Here is a 15,258-nt window from a genome sequence, read left to right as displayed (position 1 = left end):
ACCAAGACCGGGTCGACCGCCTTCGAATCGATTCGGCAGGATCACATTCATGATGCGAGATACTGCTGCTGCACCGCACGATGCCGTCGTCACCGCAGTCCTCCTACCTGGGACGGGGTCCGACGCCAGGTTCGCCAACGAGGCCTTCGCCATCCCACTGCAGCGTCGCGGCATCGCCACGGTCGCAGTCGAGCCGGATCCTCGCGGTGTGGTTGCCGGCTACGTCGAAGCCATGGACCGGGCGGCTGTCGGGGGTCCCGTTCTCGTCGGTGGCGTGTCCATCGGAGCGGCGGTCGCGTTGCGCTGGGCGGCCCGGCACCCGGACCTGACAGTCGGCGTTCTCGCGGCACTCCCTGCCTGGACCGGAAAGCCGGACGGTTCCCCCGCCGCCGCGAGTGCCCGCTGGACGGCATCGCAGCTACGTACCCACGGTCTGGAGTCCGTCGCTGCGGCAATGGTCGAGTCGAGTCCGGCGTGGCTCGGAGCCACGTTGTCACGCTCGTGGAGTTCCCAGTGGCCGGATCTTCCCGAGGCTCTGGAAGAGGCCGCGAACTACCGGGCCCTCGACGTCGACGAACTGCATTCGGTGACGGTGCCCGTTGGGATCACCGCGGCCGTCGACGACGCGGTTCATCCCCTCGACGTCGGGCGTGAGTGGGAGACGGCGTTGCCGTTCGCGGCCCTGACCACGATCGCACTGGCCGACGTCGGAACGGATCCGGCGGTGCTCGGCGTGGGATGTCTCGCAGCCCTCGACACAGCGGCCCGTACGAAACGGGCCGCCGCGGCTAGGTGATGCGGCACGACCACTGGGGCGAGCAACCGAAGTCGTGACTGCGGTCAGAAGCCCAATTGCTGCATGGCCGACCCCGACCCACCGGTGCGGGGACGCGGTTGGGGTCGGGCAGGGGGAGCCTGTTGTCCGGCGGCCGGGACTCCTGATTGCTGCGGCCGAGCCTGCCCTTGCTGCGGCCCGGCGGCTTGGCGCGACGCCTGCTGTTGTTGCTGTTGCGCGGCAGCAAGTTGATCCGCGAGCGTCTGAGGAAGGACGACCGGCAGTGGCGTTCGGACGGGATGGGGTTCCTTGCCTCGTCGCACGACCGTATCGGCAAGCACCGCGTGGGCTGCCGCGATCAGCGGACCGTTCGCTGCGGCGGCTCCGGCAGGACCCGCGGCGACACATCGGATCATCCATCGGTAGCCGTCGACGCCGATGAACCTCATATCCGCGTTCGGAGTGCTCCCGTGCAGTTCCCGGCCCCACGGTCCGGTTTCCATGCTCACGGTGGCGTTGTCGTTGCGCAGCGTCTCGGCCAGCTCGGCAGCCACTTCGCGCCATTGGCCGGGCGACTTGGGCGCAGCGTAGGCCGCGACGGTGATCCGGCCGTGCTGCGTTACCAGGTGCACCGCCTGGGGATTGCCGTTGGGCGCCATCTCCACCTGGATCTGGCCGCCCTGCGGAATCGGGACGAGCACGGAGCCGAGGTCGAGGCGGGAGCCACCGACCTCGTCCTCATCCATCTCGTCGATGTCATACGGGCCGCCCTCGGCCGATGCAACGTCGTCGAAGTCGTCGTCCGGAGAGGAAGCTCCGATCCGTTCGAATTCGTCGGTCGTCGCGTCAGCGGAGTTGTCGGAGCGGTTCTTACGGCGTCGTCCGAACATGTCAGGACCCTTCTTTCAGGAGGCCTGCGTGGCCACCACTCGAGCCGTGACCACCGGCACCACGCGAGGTGTCGTCGAGTTCGTCGACCTCGACGAAGTCGACGAGCTCGACGCGCTGCACGAGGAGCTGCGCGATGCGATCACCCCGGCTCACCTCGAAGGGGTGCTCGGTGTCGTGGTTGATCAGGCAGACTTTGATCTCCCCCCGGTAGCCGGCATCGACGGTGCCTGGGGTGTTCACAACGGAAAGTCCGAACTTGGCGGCAAGCCCCGAGCGCGGGTGGATCAATCCGACGGTCCCCACCGGCAACGCCACCGCTATTCCGGTTCCGACGAGCACCCGCTCTCCGGGTTCGATCGTCACATCGCAGGTAGCACACAAATCCACGCCCGCGTCACCGGCGTGCGCCCGTGTCGGCATAGGCACGCCCGGGTCGAGACGACGCAGCGGGATGGGGGAAAGGTCGGTCACGTGCACCGAGACTACTCTCCGGATGTCGATGCCCCATCTCCAGGCGACTATCCTGGTGGCGTGTCTGATACCTCCAGCTCCGGCAGCGCCACCGGTTCGTTGACCCACACGCCGACCTACTCCGAACGGTTGTGGGTTCCGATCTGGTGGTGGCCCATCGGTATCGGAATCGCAGCGCTGCTCGCAGCCGAACTGCACATGGGTGCGCCGGGGATGTACGCGTGGGTGCCGTATGCCGCGCTGATCCCCTGCGCGCTCTGGACGCTGGTATGGCTCTCGCGACGGCGTATCGAAGTCATCGACGGTGAGCTCGTGGTCGACCAGGCTCATCTACCGGTGGAACTGATCTCGAGGGGAGTCGTGGTTCCGGGTTCGGCGAAGAGCTCTGCTCTCGGCAGGCAACTCGATCCAGCCGCATTCGTGCGGCATCGACCGTGGGTCAAGACGATGGCTCTGGTCGTCCTCGACGACCCGGAGGATCCGACCCCGTACTGGCTGATCAGCACGAGGCGGCCTGCGGAACTCCTGGGCGCACTGGGACACGGGGAGCCTTCGAAGAGCTGAACCCGTACTCCGGCAGATCTTTCCCTGCCGGATGCTTCGACGTCGGATACTTCTACGCCGCAGCCGTGGCCCTCTCAGGTCACTGCTGCGGCGTTCCGAAGTCGATTCAGCGCGGGCGCTTGCTCACCAGGCGCAGTCACGGCAGATCATCTGTCCGCCCTCCTCGCTCGCAAGGCGGCTTCGGTGATGTACCAAAAAGCAGCTCGAGCAGGTGAATTCATCGGCCTGTTTCGGCACTACGCGCACCGACAGTTCCTCGCCGGACAGGTCCGCACCCGGGAGCTCGAAGGATTCGGCCGTGTCCGATTCGTCGACGTCCACTACCGCGGACTGCGCCTCGTTGCGCCGTGCCTTCAGTTCTTCGAGTGAGTCTTCCGACACATCGTCGCTATCGGTCCGCCGCGGTGCGTCGTAGTCAGTCGCCATTTCCCTCTTACCTCTAGTCCTCTTACAGGTGCTCGACAGGAACCACCGTGATGCTCCCGGCCAAGGCAACGCTTGACGGCGCGGTGAAGTTCCCACAGGTATCGGCTCGTCGGTATCCCCGAAATTCCTCGAATCCGAACCCCGTCGCCCTCGTCGATGGACGACGCTCGGCCGCCGAACAATAGCCGACAGAAGAGCTGAATATGCAATCGATTCACGATTCCACCGGAATCGACCGGAAATCGTCACCAACATCACGGTCACCGTGACATTCCTGAGCCGGTACGCCTCCGCCGCACAGACAGGCCCGCCCTCTACAGTGAACGACGCATCGCACTCAGCGCGACGAGACGAAAGGCAGGCCTGCGTGGTTTCCCTGATCACCGAAGGCAGTGCAACCGACAAGCGCGGTCGCCCGTTCCATCGTCGCCGGTGGGTTCCCGCCGCGCTCGCGGGCGCTGTTCTCGCCGCGGGCACGATCGTGGTCTGGACCTCGGTACTGACCACGGCCGACACCACCACGACCACCGTCGCTTGCCCGGCGCCGCCCACCGCATCGACTGATCCCGAGGGTCCTCCGCCCGTCCCACTCGGCCAGGTGGTGGACCGTTCGACCATGCTCGATGTCGATCCGGCCCCGCTCGCTGCGACCCGGGTGCGGGTGTTCAACGCGAACGGCCAGCGCGGACAGGCGTCCACCGTGGCGGCGCAGCTCAGCGACTACGGCTTTGCGAGTGCGCCGGATGTGCAAGCGGGTAACGATCCGGTGTACGTCGATCAGAACATGCAATGCCACGGCCAAGTCCGGTTCGGCGAGGCCGGTCGCGCAGCAGCGAATACTGCCCGTCTCGTGGCGCCGTGCGCCGAGCTGATCCTGGACGATCGCCCGGACGACACGGTCGACCTGGCACTGGGCACCTATTTCCGCGACATGACACCGAGCGCCGATGCCGAAGAACTACTGCGCACGTTGCGGGAGGCGCCGGTGGGCGAGAAGTCCGCGCCTCTCGATGTGGAACTCCTCGACGCCGCACTCAACTCCCCCTGCTGACCGCGCGGACATTCTCGATCGGATTCGGGCAAATTGCTCTTTTCTCCGAATTCACCCGCGAATTCGGATCGCATTCCCGGTGTTACCCGAACGAGAAGTCGTGGGCGCTGTCAGTCGCGAAGTGGTGCGATCGCCCCAATTTTCGTAAGCGCCTCTGCGAATGCGTCCGCAATGCCGGGCGCCGCGGCAGTCATGATCTCGCCGTCGTCGCCGAATCCCGTCGGCAATCGGACCTCGGCACCTGCTTCGGAGGCAATGAGTGCACCTGCCGCCCAATCCCACGGATTGAGGCCGTGCTCGTAGTGGGCGTCCACGCTCCCCGAGGCCACCATGCACAGATCCAGGGCCGCAGCCCCGATACGTCGGATATCTCGTACCTGTGGCAACAGCTCCGCCACCATTTTCCCTTGGCTCGCTCTGCGCGTCGCTGAGTACGAGAATCCGGTGGCAACGAGCGCCAGGCCCAGATCGGTCACCGGCGTGCAGCGCAGCGTCGTCACCATCCCGTCCGCGCCGGTGCATGTCGCGCCGAGTCCCACCGCCGCCGAGTAGAGGCGCTCCGCCGCGACATCGACGACAGCGCCTGCTACCGAGACCCCATCGATTCGGGCCGCCACACTCACGGCGTAGGCGGCGATCCCGTAGACGAAGTTCACCGTGCCGTCGATGGGGTCGACCACCCACTGGACGCCGGTTTCTTCGCCGCTGCCCTCATCGGCACCGTGGTCTCCCCCGCTTTCCTCCCCGAGGAACCCGTCACCGGGTCTCAACTGCCCGAGTCGAGTGCGGATGAGGTCCTCGGACTCGGTGTCCGCGATGGTGACCGGATCGGTGTCGGTGGACTTCGTCTGCACCGAGTGGCCCTCACCGCCTGGTGGCCGGTCCGATCCGAACAGCTCGGCACGGCGGCGTCGCACATGCGCTGCTGCTTCCAGTGCAACGGTGACGGCCACCGCCCGAAGCTCGGCGAGGTCGGATTCGGAGAAAGCACGGGAATCGATGGCATCTGACACTCGACCATCGGAACACACGCGCATCCTCCGCACCACCCGCACAAACCGGAACTTCCAACTATCGTTGCCCCACAAGCATTGCGGCCGACCGAGCACCGTTGCGCACCGACCCGGAGAGTGAGCATCTCATGACGCAGCCGACATCCCCCACCCCGAGCGACTCCGCCGATGTGGGATTCGGCGTCGACGTCGGTGGCAGCGGAGTCAAAGGCGGCCTGGTCGACCTGTCCACCGGTCAGCTGATCGGCGAACGGGTCAAGATCCTCACCCCGCAACCGTCGACTCCCGACGCCGTGGCTGCGACGGTGGCCGATATCGTCCGGCAGGCGAGGTGGGACGGCCCCGTCGGCATCACCCTCCCGAGCGTGGTGACCGCAGGCGTCGCCCGGACCGCAGCAAATATCGATTCGTCGTGGATCGGGACGGACGCACGGGCACTGTTCCGGTCCGTCCTCGGGGAACGAGATGTCACGGTCCTCAACGACGCCGACGCCGCAGGCATCGCCGAGGATCGGTTCGGCGCAGCGGCCGACACCGACGGTGTGGTCATCCTCCTGACCTTCGGTACCGGCATCGGCTCGGCAGTACTGCACAACGGCGTCCTTCTGCCGAACACCGAGCTAGGGCATATGGAGATCGACGGCAAAGAAGCCGAGCATCGCGCTGCCTCCTCGGTCAAGGAACACCATGACTGGTCCTACAAACGGTGGGCCCGGGAAGTCTCCCTTGTCCTCGAACGTTTCGAGGCCCTGCTGTGGCCCGACCTGTTCATCGCGGGCGGTGGTATCAGCCGCAAGCACGAGAAGTGGATTCCGCTGCTGACGAACGACACTCCCGTGGTCCCGGCCGAACTACGCAATACCGCGGGGATCGTCGGCGCTGCATACGCTGCGAAAACAGGTGCGACTCCTTGAGTCCGACACATCCTCGGTCACAGGGATCGTTACAATGGTGCACAGCCGGCCGGAACCCGGCCTGATCCCGACAGACCTCTCCGCCGGAACACCTCTGGCGCGACGCCGCACTACCTCGTCACGAAAGGGCGTACGTGGCAGCCACCGACATCCACACCGCTGATTCACAGAAGGAATCGGCACCCGTCGCAGACGCTTCAGGCGCCGCCGACGCTACAGACTCTGCTACACCCGCGGCAAAGCCACCGGCCAAGAAGGCCGCCGCGAAGAAGGCACCCGCCAAGAAGACCGCGGCAAAGAAGGCACCCGCCAAGAAGGCCGCCAAGAAGACCGCGGCGAAGAAGACCGCAGCCAAGGGCGGGAAGGCCGGAGAAGACGAGTTCGACGGCGCAGCCGAACCGGAGCTCGAAGACATCGACGTCTCGGAAGGCGAACTCGTCGCCGACGACGCGTCGGTCGAAGACGACGAACCCAGCGAAAAAGACAAGGCGTCCGGCGACTTCGTCTGGGACGAAGAGGAATCCGAAGCACTGCGTCAGGCGCGCAAGGACGCCGAGCTCACCGCCTCCGCCGACTCGGTTCGTGCCTATCTCAAGCAGATCGGCAAGGTTGCGCTCCTCAACGCCGAGGAGGAGGTCGAACTCGCCAAGCGCATCGAGGCGGGCCTCTACGCCACGTTCCGATTGCAAGAACTCGCCGCGAAGGGCGAAAAGCTCCCTGTGGCCCAGCGCCGCGACATGAACTGGATCTGCCGCGACGGCAATCGCGCGAAGAATCATCTCCTCGAAGCGAACCTTCGACTGGTCGTCTCCCTCGCCAAGCGGTACACCGGTCGCGGCATGGCCTTCCTCGACCTCATCCAGGAAGGCAACCTGGGTCTCATCCGTGCGGTGGAGAAGTTCGACTACACCAAGGGCTACAAGTTCTCGACCTACGCGACGTGGTGGATCCGTCAGGCCATCACCCGCGCCATGGCCGACCAGGCCCGCACCATTCGCATCCCGGTTCACATGGTCGAGGTCATCAACAAGCTCGGTCGAATCCAGCGCGAGCTGCTCCAGGATCTGGGTCGCGAGCCCACGCCCGAAGAGCTTGCGAAGGAAATGGACATCACGCCGGAGAAGGTGCTGGAGATCCAGCAGTACGCGCGTGAACCCATTTCGCTCGACCAGACCATCGGCGACGAGGGCGACAGTCAGCTCGGCGACTTCATCGAAGACTCGGAGGCTGTCGTCGCAGTTGATGCCGTGTCATTCACGCTACTGCAGGATCAGCTGCAGTCCGTCCTCGAGACGCTCTCCGAGCGCGAGGCCGGTGTCGTACGGCTGCGCTTCGGCCTCACCGACGGTCAGCCACGCACCCTCGACGAGATCGGCCAAGTCTACGGGGTGACCCGTGAACGCATTCGCCAGATCGAGTCGAAGACCATGTCGAAGCTGCGCCACCCGTCGCGGTCGCAAGTCCTGCGCGACTACCTCGACTAGTCACCTCGACCGGACCGGCGAGGCGCGCTGCAGTATCCGGAAAAGGGGCGAGAGGGACGTCATCGTCCCTCCGCCCCTTTTGTGGCGAGAGGCCACAATCACACGGGTGCGAATCGTCCGTCGTCCCCGGGGCGATAGTCGATGACTTCCACGATCGCGTCGACCGGCAACGGCCCGTACAGATGTGGAAACGTCATCGACCCGGGGTCCGCAGGCACACCCGGTTCGAACCGCACCTCGTCGATCAGGCGAGACGGGTCGATCCGGAGAAGAACAAGGTCCGTGCGGCCGTGGAACAAGCGATTCGCTGGAAGGTGGACCTGACTGGGCGTCGACAGATGCACGAATCCCACCTCATCCAGTGACGCTGGTGTCACAGCGCCTGCCTCACGGGCACGGAACCACTCGTCGCGCGGGCAGATGTGCAGCAGAGTTCCACTCATGCCCCCATTGTTCGCATTGCCGAAGCGCAGACGATTCGTCGACGCGCCGTGCCCGCTGCTGCGCTGTGAGCGAACAGCCGCGCCTGGGAGCACGAGAACAGATCAGCAAACGCCCACGTCCTGGGGTTTCTCAGCGTCCATTCGTGAAACACAACACGAATGGACGATCAGGGGAACAACCCACGAACGCGAATCGTCTGTAAGAGTAGATCTACCGCGCTACCCCCGGCGCGGCGGACCAGACCCCAGGCGACCGTTGTCGAAGGTGGCCAGTTTGGAGGAGTCATGCCCGGTACGTTGACCACCCCGAAGTTGACCGCCGCCGACAGGTGCGATCGATGCAACGCAGCCGCTCGCGTACGCGCTGTCCTTCCCACAGGCGGCGAACTGTTGTTCTGCGGTCATCACGCAAACGAGCACACCGATCGGCTCCGTGAGCTCGGTGCCACGATCGTGACCGAGGCCGACGCCACCGTCTGATCCGCCGTCCGGAGCCTCACGGTTCCGCGACTCGACCCCGGATACGGGCGACTACCTTTCGGTAGTCGCCCGTATCGTCGTTCAGGGACGGCTCCTCGCCGACAGCAGGGCCGTCACCAGCTCCGCAGAATCGCGATGCGGTCGCGCAACTGCTCGGCGCTCGCCATTGCGGTCGGCGGTCCACCGCACTGACGTCGAAGCTCTCCGTGGATCACGCCGTGTGGCTTGCGAGTGCGGTGGTGCACGACCGCTACCAAGGAATTGAGCTCGCGCCGCAGCTGGGGCAGCTCATCGGCCGCAGCGATCCGTTCGGCCACCTGCTGCGGGGGACTCGGCGTCTGCACGGCCGCAGGTTTGTCGAGTTGTTTCTCCTGTCGTTGACGTAGCAGCGCCCTCATCTGGTCTGCATCCAGTAGCCCGGGCAGGCCGAGATAGTCCGCTTCCTCGTCGCTACCCGAGAACGTGGCAGTGCCGAAGGACGAACCGTCGTAGATCACCTGATCGAGCTCGGCCTCCGCGCCGATCGAGGTGTAGGCCTTCTCGTCCTCGCCCGGCTCATCCTTCCTGCGATTGGCGTCGGCGAGCAGTTCGTCGTCGAAACCTTCCTTGACTCGATGCGGTTTGCCAAGGACATGGTCGCGTTGCGCTTCGAGCTGACTGGCGAGTTCGAGCAGCACCGGTACCGACGGGAGGAACACGCTGGCCGTCTCTCCCTTCTGCCTCGCACGCACGAAACGCCCGATCGCCTGAGCAAAGAACAGTGGAGTCGAAGCGCTGGTCGCATACACGCCGACGGCGAGCCGGGGGACGTCGACTCCTTCGGACACCATTCGAACTGCCACCATCCAACGCTGAGTTCCCGCGCTGAACTCGGAAATACGCGACGAGGCAGTGGGATCGTCGGAAAGAACGACGGCGGGCGGCTCACCTGTGAGGTGTTCGAGAGTCTTCGCATACGCACGAGCGACCGTCTGATCGGTCGCGATGACGAGGCCGCCCGCATCCGGCATGCCCCCCGCGCGCAACTGCTCGAGACGGGTGTTGGCAGCACCCAGAACGGCAGGCACCCAGTCACCTTCCGGGTCCAGCGCGGTACGCCAGGCGCGCGCGGTGTGCTCGGCGCTGAGCGGCTCACCGAGTCTGGCGGTGTACTCCTCCCCTGCATTGGTTCTCCACCTGGCTTCGCCGGAGTAGGCGAGGAACACGACCGGTCGGACGACGCCATCTGCGAGCGCATCGGAATATCCGTAGGCGTGGTCGGCCTTCGATTGCATCAGGCCTTCCTCGTTCGGTTCGTACGTCACGAACGGAATGGCGCTGTCGTCGCTACGGAACGGCGTGCCTGTCAGCGCCAGCCGACGTGTCGCATCGCCGAACGCCTCGAGGATTCCCTCCCCCCAGCTCTTGGCGTCACCGCCGTGGTGGATCTCGTCGAGGATGACCAGCGTGCGGCGCGCTTCGGTGCGAACACGGTGCTTGAACGGGTGGGAGGCGATCTGCGCATAGGTCACGACGACGCCCTGGTAGTCGCTCGAGGTCTGCCCCGTGGAGTTGGTGAAGTTCGAGTCCAGGGCGATGCCGAGTCGGGCCGCTGCGGACGACCACTGGTGCTTGAGGTGTTCGGTAGGGGCAACGACCGTGACCTGGTCCACGGTCCGGTCCTTCAACAGTTCCGACGCGACCCTCAGTGCGAACGTGGTCTTGCCTGCCCCTGGCGTCGCCACCGCGAGGAAATCGCGAGGTTTGGTGGCGAGGTACTTGGTCAGGGCGCGACGCTGCCACGCGCGCAGCTGTCCTCCGGGGGCGGAGGTCGTAGCTTGTCCGACGGTTTCAGTGCTCACCGGTTCTTCGTGCTCCTTGTCCGCTCAACTCCGGTCGGTGACGGCAGAACTGGCCAACCGATCACCGACCGCCATGCAGCCTATCGCCTCGGCCTCGCGATCGACGCCCCGAACCGCCAGGCCGATGAGGATGGGAAGTGATGGTCGTGACAGAATCCGAAATACCGACAACCGCATGTGGTGCGCGCATCGCGGCGTGTCATCAGGAATGCTGGAAGTAGATGAACGCCACAGCTGTGCCCCACGTGCCCGGACCGCGCCGTATCGGGCGCGCGGTACGGGCGTGCGGTCGGGTGTTCGGTCACACCGCGCAATCCGCGTGGAATCACTCGATCTTCAGCAAGGCCGCGACAGCCGCGTTCTGGCAGACCCTGTCACTCCCCCCGCTACTCCTGGGACTGCTCGGCAGCCTCGGTTACGTGGGCGGATGGTTCGGACCCGACATTCCCAACATCATCGTGTCCAAGATCGTCACGTTCACACGCACGGCATTCAGCGACAGCGTTGTCGACGAGATCATCGCGCCGACCGTCTACGACGTGCTCAACCGTGGACGTGCGGATGTGATGTCGCTGGGCTTTCTCCTGTCGCTGTGGGCAGGATCTTCGGCCATCTCCACGTTCGTCGATTCGATCGTCGAGGCGCATGGGCAACAGGACCATCGCCACCCGGTCTGGCAGCGGGTGTTCGGCCTGCTGCTGTACGTGATGTTTCTCATCCTGGCGGTCATCACGTTGCCCTTGGTGGCACTGGGGCCGACGATGATCGGCCGATTACTACCCCAGTCGTGGTACTCGGTGGGTTCGCAGCTTGTCGACACCTTCTACTACCCGGCTGTCGGTCTGCTCCTGCTCATTGCCCTGACAACTCTGTACAAAGTGGCCTTGCCGAAGACTCTGCCGTGGCATCGTCTGCTCGGCGGAGCAGTACTCGCGGGAGCGTTCTTCATTCTCGCGAGCGCGGGACTACGCAGGTACCTGACCTGGATTGCCGAACACGGGTACACCTACGGCGCGCTGGCCGCGCCCATTGCGTTCCTGCTGTTCACATTCTTCCTCGGCTTCGCGGTGGTGATCGGTGCCGAATTCAATGCCACGATCCAGGAGATGTGGCCCGCGCGAGCAACACGGATCGAACAGTGGCGTGTGTGGCTCGCCGAGCAAGCCGACAAGCAGCCGTCACCCGGAGAGGGTCCGGTCACCAACCTGACACGACGGATCACGATGGCGAGCCCCATCCGGCTCACCGATCTTCTCCGTTCCGATCAACTGCCCGGCTACGACGACGCGTGTCCGTCCGACGAAGGTGGGCCCGACGCATGCCCGATCGACAGGCCGGACCTCTCGAGAGGATCCAGGCACGACGAAACGGCCGAGGAGGCATCGATCACCTCGGCCGATGATGGTCCGGTTTCGCCGCGAGAACCCGAGTCAGTGGAGCGCGATTCCCTGACCCGACTTCCTCAGTCGCCCTTGCGCAGGCCCTCGTAGACCTTCTTGCACTCGGGGCACACCGGCGAACCAGGCTTCGGCGACATGGTCACCGGGAAGACCTCACCACACAGTGCAACAACGTGTGTCCCCATGACGGCGCTCTCCGCGATCTTGTCCTTCTTCACGTAATGGAAGAACTTGGGAGTGTCGTCGCTGGTGGTTTCGTCGGTGGTGGTATCCGGCCGTTCCTTGATATCCGTGCTCACGTGTCCATGATGCCGCACCGCACCCCCGGACCGGTATGTGCATTCGATCTACGGGCGTGGGAAAGTAGTAGATATGGCACGAACACCTGGTTTCGGCGGATCCCACGAGAGCGGATCGCCCGATAACCCGGTCCTGATCACGGAGGCGGAGGCGTCTCTCGAGGACCAGCACCGAGCGCGGGTCCGTAAGTACATGACATTGATGGCTTTCCGCATCCCCGCCCTGATCTTGGCAGCCGTCTCCTACGGCGTATGGGCGAACCCGTGGATCGCGATGGCGATCATCGGCCTCTCGATCCCCCTGCCGTGGATCGCGGTACTCATCGCGAACGACCGGCCGCCGCGACGCAAGGATGAGCCGAGCCGCTGGGACAGCCGGCACAGGGAACTTGCGGCGCTCGAGCGATCCGAGCATCGCGTCATCGACGGCTGACCGGACCGGCCGGCCGATGTTCGACGCACGCACAGACACCACGGACTTCGGCACGGGGGGGTGGGCACCGGGTCCACCTGTACACACGGCTGCGAGAATGCTTCCGTGGACCCCGACCTGCTTCTGTCGATCTGCCCTTCCCTCCGTACTGCGTTGATCCGGTGTCGCTACGACATCGACAGCGTGCGTGAACTCCTGGGCGCGGAAGCTCACGCCGCGTTGGGGCGCAGCGAACCGGTCGCCGCACGTCGCGCCTCGCGCGACGCGGGTGATCTCGGTGTGCTCGTGCGGCTGCTCCTGTTGCAGGACACCTGCTCTGCCGACCAGGTCGCCGCGGCACTTGCACCTCTGAATCTCGACGACGCGATCGCCGCCGGTCTGCTCGAACGTGACGCGAACGGTGTGCGGTCTGCGCTGGATCTGCGGCCGCTGGATGCGGGCGGGGGCAACCTCTGGGTTCTGTCGGACCTCGACGGTGCGCTTCGACCCAGCCCTACTCGTCCTGATCATGTGCTGGGCGTCGGGCAGGCATCGCTGTCGTTGTTGCAGGCCACTCCCACCGACCCTGTGGGTTCCGTACTCGATCTCGGCACCGGATGCGGTGTCCAGGCAATCCACGCGGCCGAGTACGCCGACACGGTGACCGCGACCGACATCACACCGCGCTGCCTGACACTGGCCGCGGCCTCCGCCGCGCTGAACGAAGTGGACCTCGAACTTCTCGAAGGCTCGTGGTTCGAGCCCGTTGCCGGCCGCCGCTTCGACCGGATCGTCGCGAACCCCCCGTTCGTGGTGAGCAGCGGCCAGGTCGAGCACAGCTACCGTGATTCCGGTCTCGATCTCGACGGCGCGAGCAAGCTGATGATCTCGCAGAGCGTCGACCACCTGAATCCAGGAGGGACCGCGTCCATCCTGGCGTCGTGGGTTCATATCGAGGGCCAGGACTGGCGAGCACGCGTCGCGTCGTGGTTACCCGCCCACGGTGTGGATGCATGGATCGTGCAGCGTGATGTGGCCGATCCGGCTCTGTACATAGGGACCTGGCTCCGCGATGGCGACGCCGACCAGCGCGACCCGGCAGTCGCGGGACGCGCCGAGGAGTGGTTCGACCACTTCGCACGCAACCGTGTCGAGGGTGTCGGCTTCGGGTTCGTCTATCTGCGTCGCACGGATGAGCCGTCGGATGTGCTGGCCGAGGACCTGCGTCATGCCTTCACCGATGCGCTCGGGCCCGAATCGATCGACTATTTCGCACGCCTCCAATGGTTGCGCGACCACGATGTCCTCGAATCTCGGTTCCGAGTGCGCGACGACACCGCACTCGAGCGCGTCTTCCTCCCCGGCGAGGAAGGCTGGAACCAGGTTGTCACCCGAGTGCATCGCGGGGGCGGCCCCGCGTGGCAGCACGAGCTGGACGACCTGGCAGCCGCCTTACTCGGCGGTCTGCGTTCCGACGGCCTCTGTCTGGGCGATCTGGTCTCGCTGCTCGCCGCGGCCCACGGCGAGGAGGAGGACGAGCTGGCGGCAATGGCGGTACCCCTGATGCAGGGGCTCATCCGTCACGGTCTCGTCACGCCGGTATAGATCCGAGCAGGCGGGGCACAGTTCCCGCGACGACGCCCCTCCCCCGATCTCTCAGCAACTTCTCAGACGAGCTACCAGGTTTACGCAGGTCGCAGCACTGCGGTTCGGAAACCGGTGGGAACTTTCCCAGGTGACCCGAGCGTTGAACCCTGTGAGACACCACCGATGAGGAGGCACGTCATGGCACGCCCCGCAACAACCGCTCGAGTCAATTCCGACCTCGACAATCAAAGTCCCGCCGCCGATCTTGTGCGCGTTTACCTGAACGGCATCGGAAAGACGGCATTGCTGACCGCAGCGGACGAGGTAGAACTGGCAAAGCGGATCGAGGCCGGCCTTTATGCCAAGCACGTGCTCGAGACCAAGAAGCGTCTCTCACCTGCAAAGAAGCGCGACCTTGCGATCGTCGTACGCGAAGGCCAGGCAGCTCGTAGTCATCTACTCGAGGCGAACTTGCGGCTCGTGGTGTCGCTGGCCAAGCGCTACACCGGACGCGGCATGCCCCTGCTCGATCTGATCCAGGAAGGCAACCTCGGTCTTATCCGGGCAATGGAGAAGTTCGACTACGCGAAGGGCTTCAAGTTCTCGACCTACGCCACGTGGTGGATCCGTCAGGCAATCACCCGCGGTATGGCCGATCAGAGCCGCACCATCCGGCTTCCGGTCCATCTCGTCGAGCAGGTCAACAAGCTCGCCAGGATCAAGCGGGAACTGCACCAGCAGCTCGGACGCGAGGCCACCGACGAAGAACTCTCGGAAGAATCCGGCATTCCGGTCGCGAAGATCGCTGATCTGCTCGACCACAGCCGCGACCCGGTGAGCCTGGACATGCCGGTCGGGAGCGACGAAGAAGCGCCTCTGGGCGACTTCATCGAGGACGCCGAGGCGACCTCCGCCGAGACCGCCGTGATCGCCGGACTCCTGCACAGTGATGTCCGTAGCGTTCTCGGAACTCTCGACGAGAGGGAGCAGCAGGTCATCCGGCTCCGGTACGGGCTGGACGACGGCCAGCCGCGCACTCTCGACCAGATCGGCAAGTTGTTCGGTCTCTCGCGCGAGCGCGTACGGCAGATCGAGCGTGAAGTGATGGGCAAACTCCGCGAGGGCGAGCGTGCCGAACGCCTCCGCGCCTACGCAAGCTGACCGGGCGCGTCAGCTTCAGCGATCCCCGAGAGCCGGGCTGGGTTCT

The 15,258-nt window shown here is 65.2% G+C and carries 17 protein-coding genes; 10 read left to right on the top strand and 7 right to left on the bottom strand.

The genetic code is table 11. The features are described 5' to 3' along the window. The first annotated feature begins 52 nt into the window (after positions 1 to 52). Complete coding sequence (locus ACSYG9_RS21825; protein ID WP_440127759.1) at positions 53 to 796, top strand: alpha/beta hydrolase; 744 nt, start codon at positions 53 to 55, stop codon at positions 794 to 796. A gap of 44 nt (positions 797 to 840) precedes the next feature. Here ACSYG9_RS21825 and ACSYG9_RS21820 read toward each other — a convergent pair whose 3' ends face one another. Together ACSYG9_RS21820 and dut are read right to left on the bottom strand one after the other, a co-directional pair. After that, complete coding sequence (locus tag ACSYG9_RS21820) at positions 841 to 1,665, bottom strand: DUF3710 domain-containing protein (protein ID WP_454839892.1); 825 nt, start codon at positions 1,663 to 1,665, stop codon at positions 841 to 843. 1 nt (position 1,666) lies between these two features. Further along, positions 1,667 to 2,137 carry a dUTP diphosphatase gene (gene dut / locus ACSYG9_RS21815; RefSeq protein WP_454839890.1) on the bottom strand — a complete coding sequence of 157 codons (471 nt, stop codon included), beginning with the start codon at positions 2,135 to 2,137 and terminating at the stop codon, positions 1,667 to 1,669. A 60-nt stretch (positions 2,138 to 2,197) separates the two neighbouring features. On the opposite strand from dut, the gene ACSYG9_RS21810 reads away from it, so the two are divergent. Further along, entirely contained in the window at positions 2,198 to 2,701 is a 504-nt protein-coding gene (locus ACSYG9_RS21810) for a DUF3093 domain-containing protein (RefSeq protein ID WP_440124447.1), read from the top strand. Between the two features lie 123 nt (positions 2,702 to 2,824). Here ACSYG9_RS21810 and ACSYG9_RS21805 read toward each other — a convergent pair whose 3' ends face one another. Then, complete coding sequence (locus ACSYG9_RS21805) at positions 2,825 to 3,127, bottom strand: DUF4193 domain-containing protein (protein ID WP_054714450.1); 303 nt, start codon at positions 3,125 to 3,127, stop codon at positions 2,825 to 2,827. 367 nt (positions 3,128 to 3,494) lie between these two features. Between ACSYG9_RS21805 and cei the strand changes: the two genes are divergently transcribed. After that, a complete protein-coding gene (cei, locus tag ACSYG9_RS21800) occupies positions 3,495 to 4,178 on the top strand; it encodes an envelope integrity protein Cei (RefSeq protein WP_440124446.1) in 684 nt (227 codons plus the stop codon). Between the two features lie 110 nt (positions 4,179 to 4,288). Here the strand turns inward: cei and ACSYG9_RS21795 are convergent, their stop codons facing one another. After that, entirely contained in the window at positions 4,289 to 5,215 is a 927-nt protein-coding gene (locus tag ACSYG9_RS21795; RefSeq protein ID WP_440124445.1) for an inositol monophosphatase family protein, read from the bottom strand. 104 nt (positions 5,216 to 5,319) lie between these two features. Between ACSYG9_RS21795 and ppgK the strand changes: the two genes are divergently transcribed. After that, the gene (gene ppgK / locus ACSYG9_RS21790; protein ID WP_440124444.1) at positions 5,320 to 6,105 is read left to right on the top strand and encodes a polyphosphate--glucose phosphotransferase; all 786 of its coding nucleotides are present in this window, start codon (positions 5,320 to 5,322) and stop codon (positions 6,103 to 6,105) included. A gap of 134 nt (positions 6,106 to 6,239) precedes the next feature. Then, positions 6,240 to 7,589 carry an RNA polymerase sigma factor gene (locus ACSYG9_RS21785; RefSeq protein WP_440124443.1) on the top strand — a complete coding sequence of 450 codons (1,350 nt, stop codon included), beginning with the start codon at positions 6,240 to 6,242 and terminating at the stop codon, positions 7,587 to 7,589. A gap of 98 nt (positions 7,590 to 7,687) precedes the next feature. Here the strand turns inward: ACSYG9_RS21785 and ACSYG9_RS21780 are convergent, their stop codons facing one another. Further along, positions 7,688 to 8,032, bottom strand: a complete 345-nt coding sequence (locus ACSYG9_RS21780; RefSeq protein WP_440124442.1) for a DUF952 domain-containing protein — start codon at positions 8,030 to 8,032, stop codon at positions 7,688 to 7,690. A 285-nt stretch (positions 8,033 to 8,317) separates the two neighbouring features. Between ACSYG9_RS21780 and ACSYG9_RS21775 the strand changes: the two genes are divergently transcribed. Beyond that, positions 8,318 to 8,512 carry a DUF7455 domain-containing protein gene (locus ACSYG9_RS21775; protein WP_169688813.1) on the top strand — a complete coding sequence of 65 codons (195 nt, stop codon included), beginning with the start codon at positions 8,318 to 8,320 and terminating at the stop codon, positions 8,510 to 8,512. A 113-nt stretch (positions 8,513 to 8,625) separates the two neighbouring features. Here ACSYG9_RS21775 and ACSYG9_RS21770 read toward each other — a convergent pair whose 3' ends face one another. After that, positions 8,626 to 10,353, bottom strand: coding sequence for a DEAD/DEAH box helicase family protein (locus ACSYG9_RS21770; protein ID WP_440124441.1), 1,728 nt, complete (start codon positions 10,351 to 10,353; stop codon positions 8,626 to 8,628). A gap of 293 nt (positions 10,354 to 10,646) precedes the next feature. Here ACSYG9_RS21770 and ACSYG9_RS21765 point away from each other — a divergent pair, with 293 nt between their 5' ends. After that, positions 10,647 to 11,843 carry a YihY/virulence factor BrkB family protein gene (locus ACSYG9_RS21765; RefSeq protein ID WP_454843017.1) on the top strand — a complete coding sequence of 399 codons (1,197 nt, stop codon included), beginning with the start codon at positions 10,647 to 10,649 and terminating at the stop codon, positions 11,841 to 11,843. Here ACSYG9_RS21765 and ACSYG9_RS21760 read toward each other — a convergent pair. Then, complete coding sequence (locus ACSYG9_RS21760; RefSeq protein WP_169688810.1) at positions 11,816 to 12,052, bottom strand: DUF3039 domain-containing protein; 237 nt, start codon at positions 12,050 to 12,052, stop codon at positions 11,816 to 11,818. The two genes, ACSYG9_RS21765 and ACSYG9_RS21760, sit on opposite strands and share 28 nt — an antisense overlap. A gap of 73 nt (positions 12,053 to 12,125) precedes the next feature. On the opposite strand from ACSYG9_RS21760, the gene ACSYG9_RS21755 reads away from it, so the two are divergent. The 3 genes from ACSYG9_RS21755 to ACSYG9_RS21745 all read left to right on the top strand — a co-directional run bounded on the left by ACSYG9_RS21755 (position 12,126) and on the right by ACSYG9_RS21745 (position 15,212). Further along, the gene (locus ACSYG9_RS21755; RefSeq protein ID WP_440124440.1) at positions 12,126 to 12,485 is read left to right on the top strand and encodes a DUF3099 domain-containing protein; all 360 of its coding nucleotides are present in this window, start codon (positions 12,126 to 12,128) and stop codon (positions 12,483 to 12,485) included. 105 nt (positions 12,486 to 12,590) lie between these two features. Continuing rightward, a complete protein-coding gene (locus ACSYG9_RS21750) occupies positions 12,591 to 14,069 on the top strand; it encodes a DUF7782 domain-containing protein (RefSeq protein WP_440124439.1) in 1,479 nt (492 codons plus the stop codon). 180 nt (positions 14,070 to 14,249) lie between these two features. Further along, a complete protein-coding gene (locus ACSYG9_RS21745) occupies positions 14,250 to 15,212 on the top strand; it encodes a sigma-70 family RNA polymerase sigma factor (RefSeq protein WP_169688807.1) in 963 nt (320 codons plus the stop codon). The last annotated feature ends 46 nt before the right edge of the window (positions 15,213 to 15,258 follow it).

This window comes from Rhodococcus sp. SJ-2 (assembly GCF_053750035.1).
The sequence above is the reverse complement of the archived record's forward strand: the minus strand, read 5'-3'. Positions and strand labels throughout refer to the sequence as shown.

What these genes read in the sequence shown, in the direction of transcription:
- ppgK (WP_440124444.1), top strand. Translation starts at nt 5,320, where the DNA reads ATGACGCAGCCGACATCCCCCACCCCGAGCGACTCCGCCGATGTGGGA.
- ACSYG9_RS21805 (WP_054714450.1), bottom strand. Translation starts at nt 3,127, where the DNA reads ATGGCGACTGACTACGACGCACCGCGGCGGACCGATAGCGACGATGTG.
- ACSYG9_RS21745 (WP_169688807.1), top strand. Translation starts at nt 14,250, where the DNA reads ATGGCACGCCCCGCAACAACCGCTCGAGTCAATTCCGACCTCGACAAT.
- ACSYG9_RS21780 (WP_440124442.1), bottom strand. Translation starts at nt 8,032, where the DNA reads ATGAGTGGAACTCTGCTGCACATCTGCCCGCGCGACGAGTGGTTCCGT.
- ACSYG9_RS21820 (WP_454839892.1), bottom strand. Translation starts at nt 1,665, where the DNA reads ATGTTCGGACGACGCCGTAAGAACCGCTCCGACAACTCCGCTGACGCG.
- ACSYG9_RS21795 (WP_440124445.1), bottom strand. Translation starts at nt 5,215, where the DNA reads ATGCGCGTGTGTTCCGATGGTCGAGTGTCAGATGCCATCGATTCCCGT.
- ACSYG9_RS21755 (WP_440124440.1), top strand. Translation starts at nt 12,126, where the DNA reads ATGGCACGAACACCTGGTTTCGGCGGATCCCACGAGAGCGGATCGCCC.
- ACSYG9_RS21775 (WP_169688813.1), top strand. Translation starts at nt 8,318, where the DNA reads ATGCCCGGTACGTTGACCACCCCGAAGTTGACCGCCGCCGACAGGTGC.
- ACSYG9_RS21825 (WP_440127759.1), top strand. Translation starts at nt 53, where the DNA reads ATGCGAGATACTGCTGCTGCACCGCACGATGCCGTCGTCACCGCAGTC.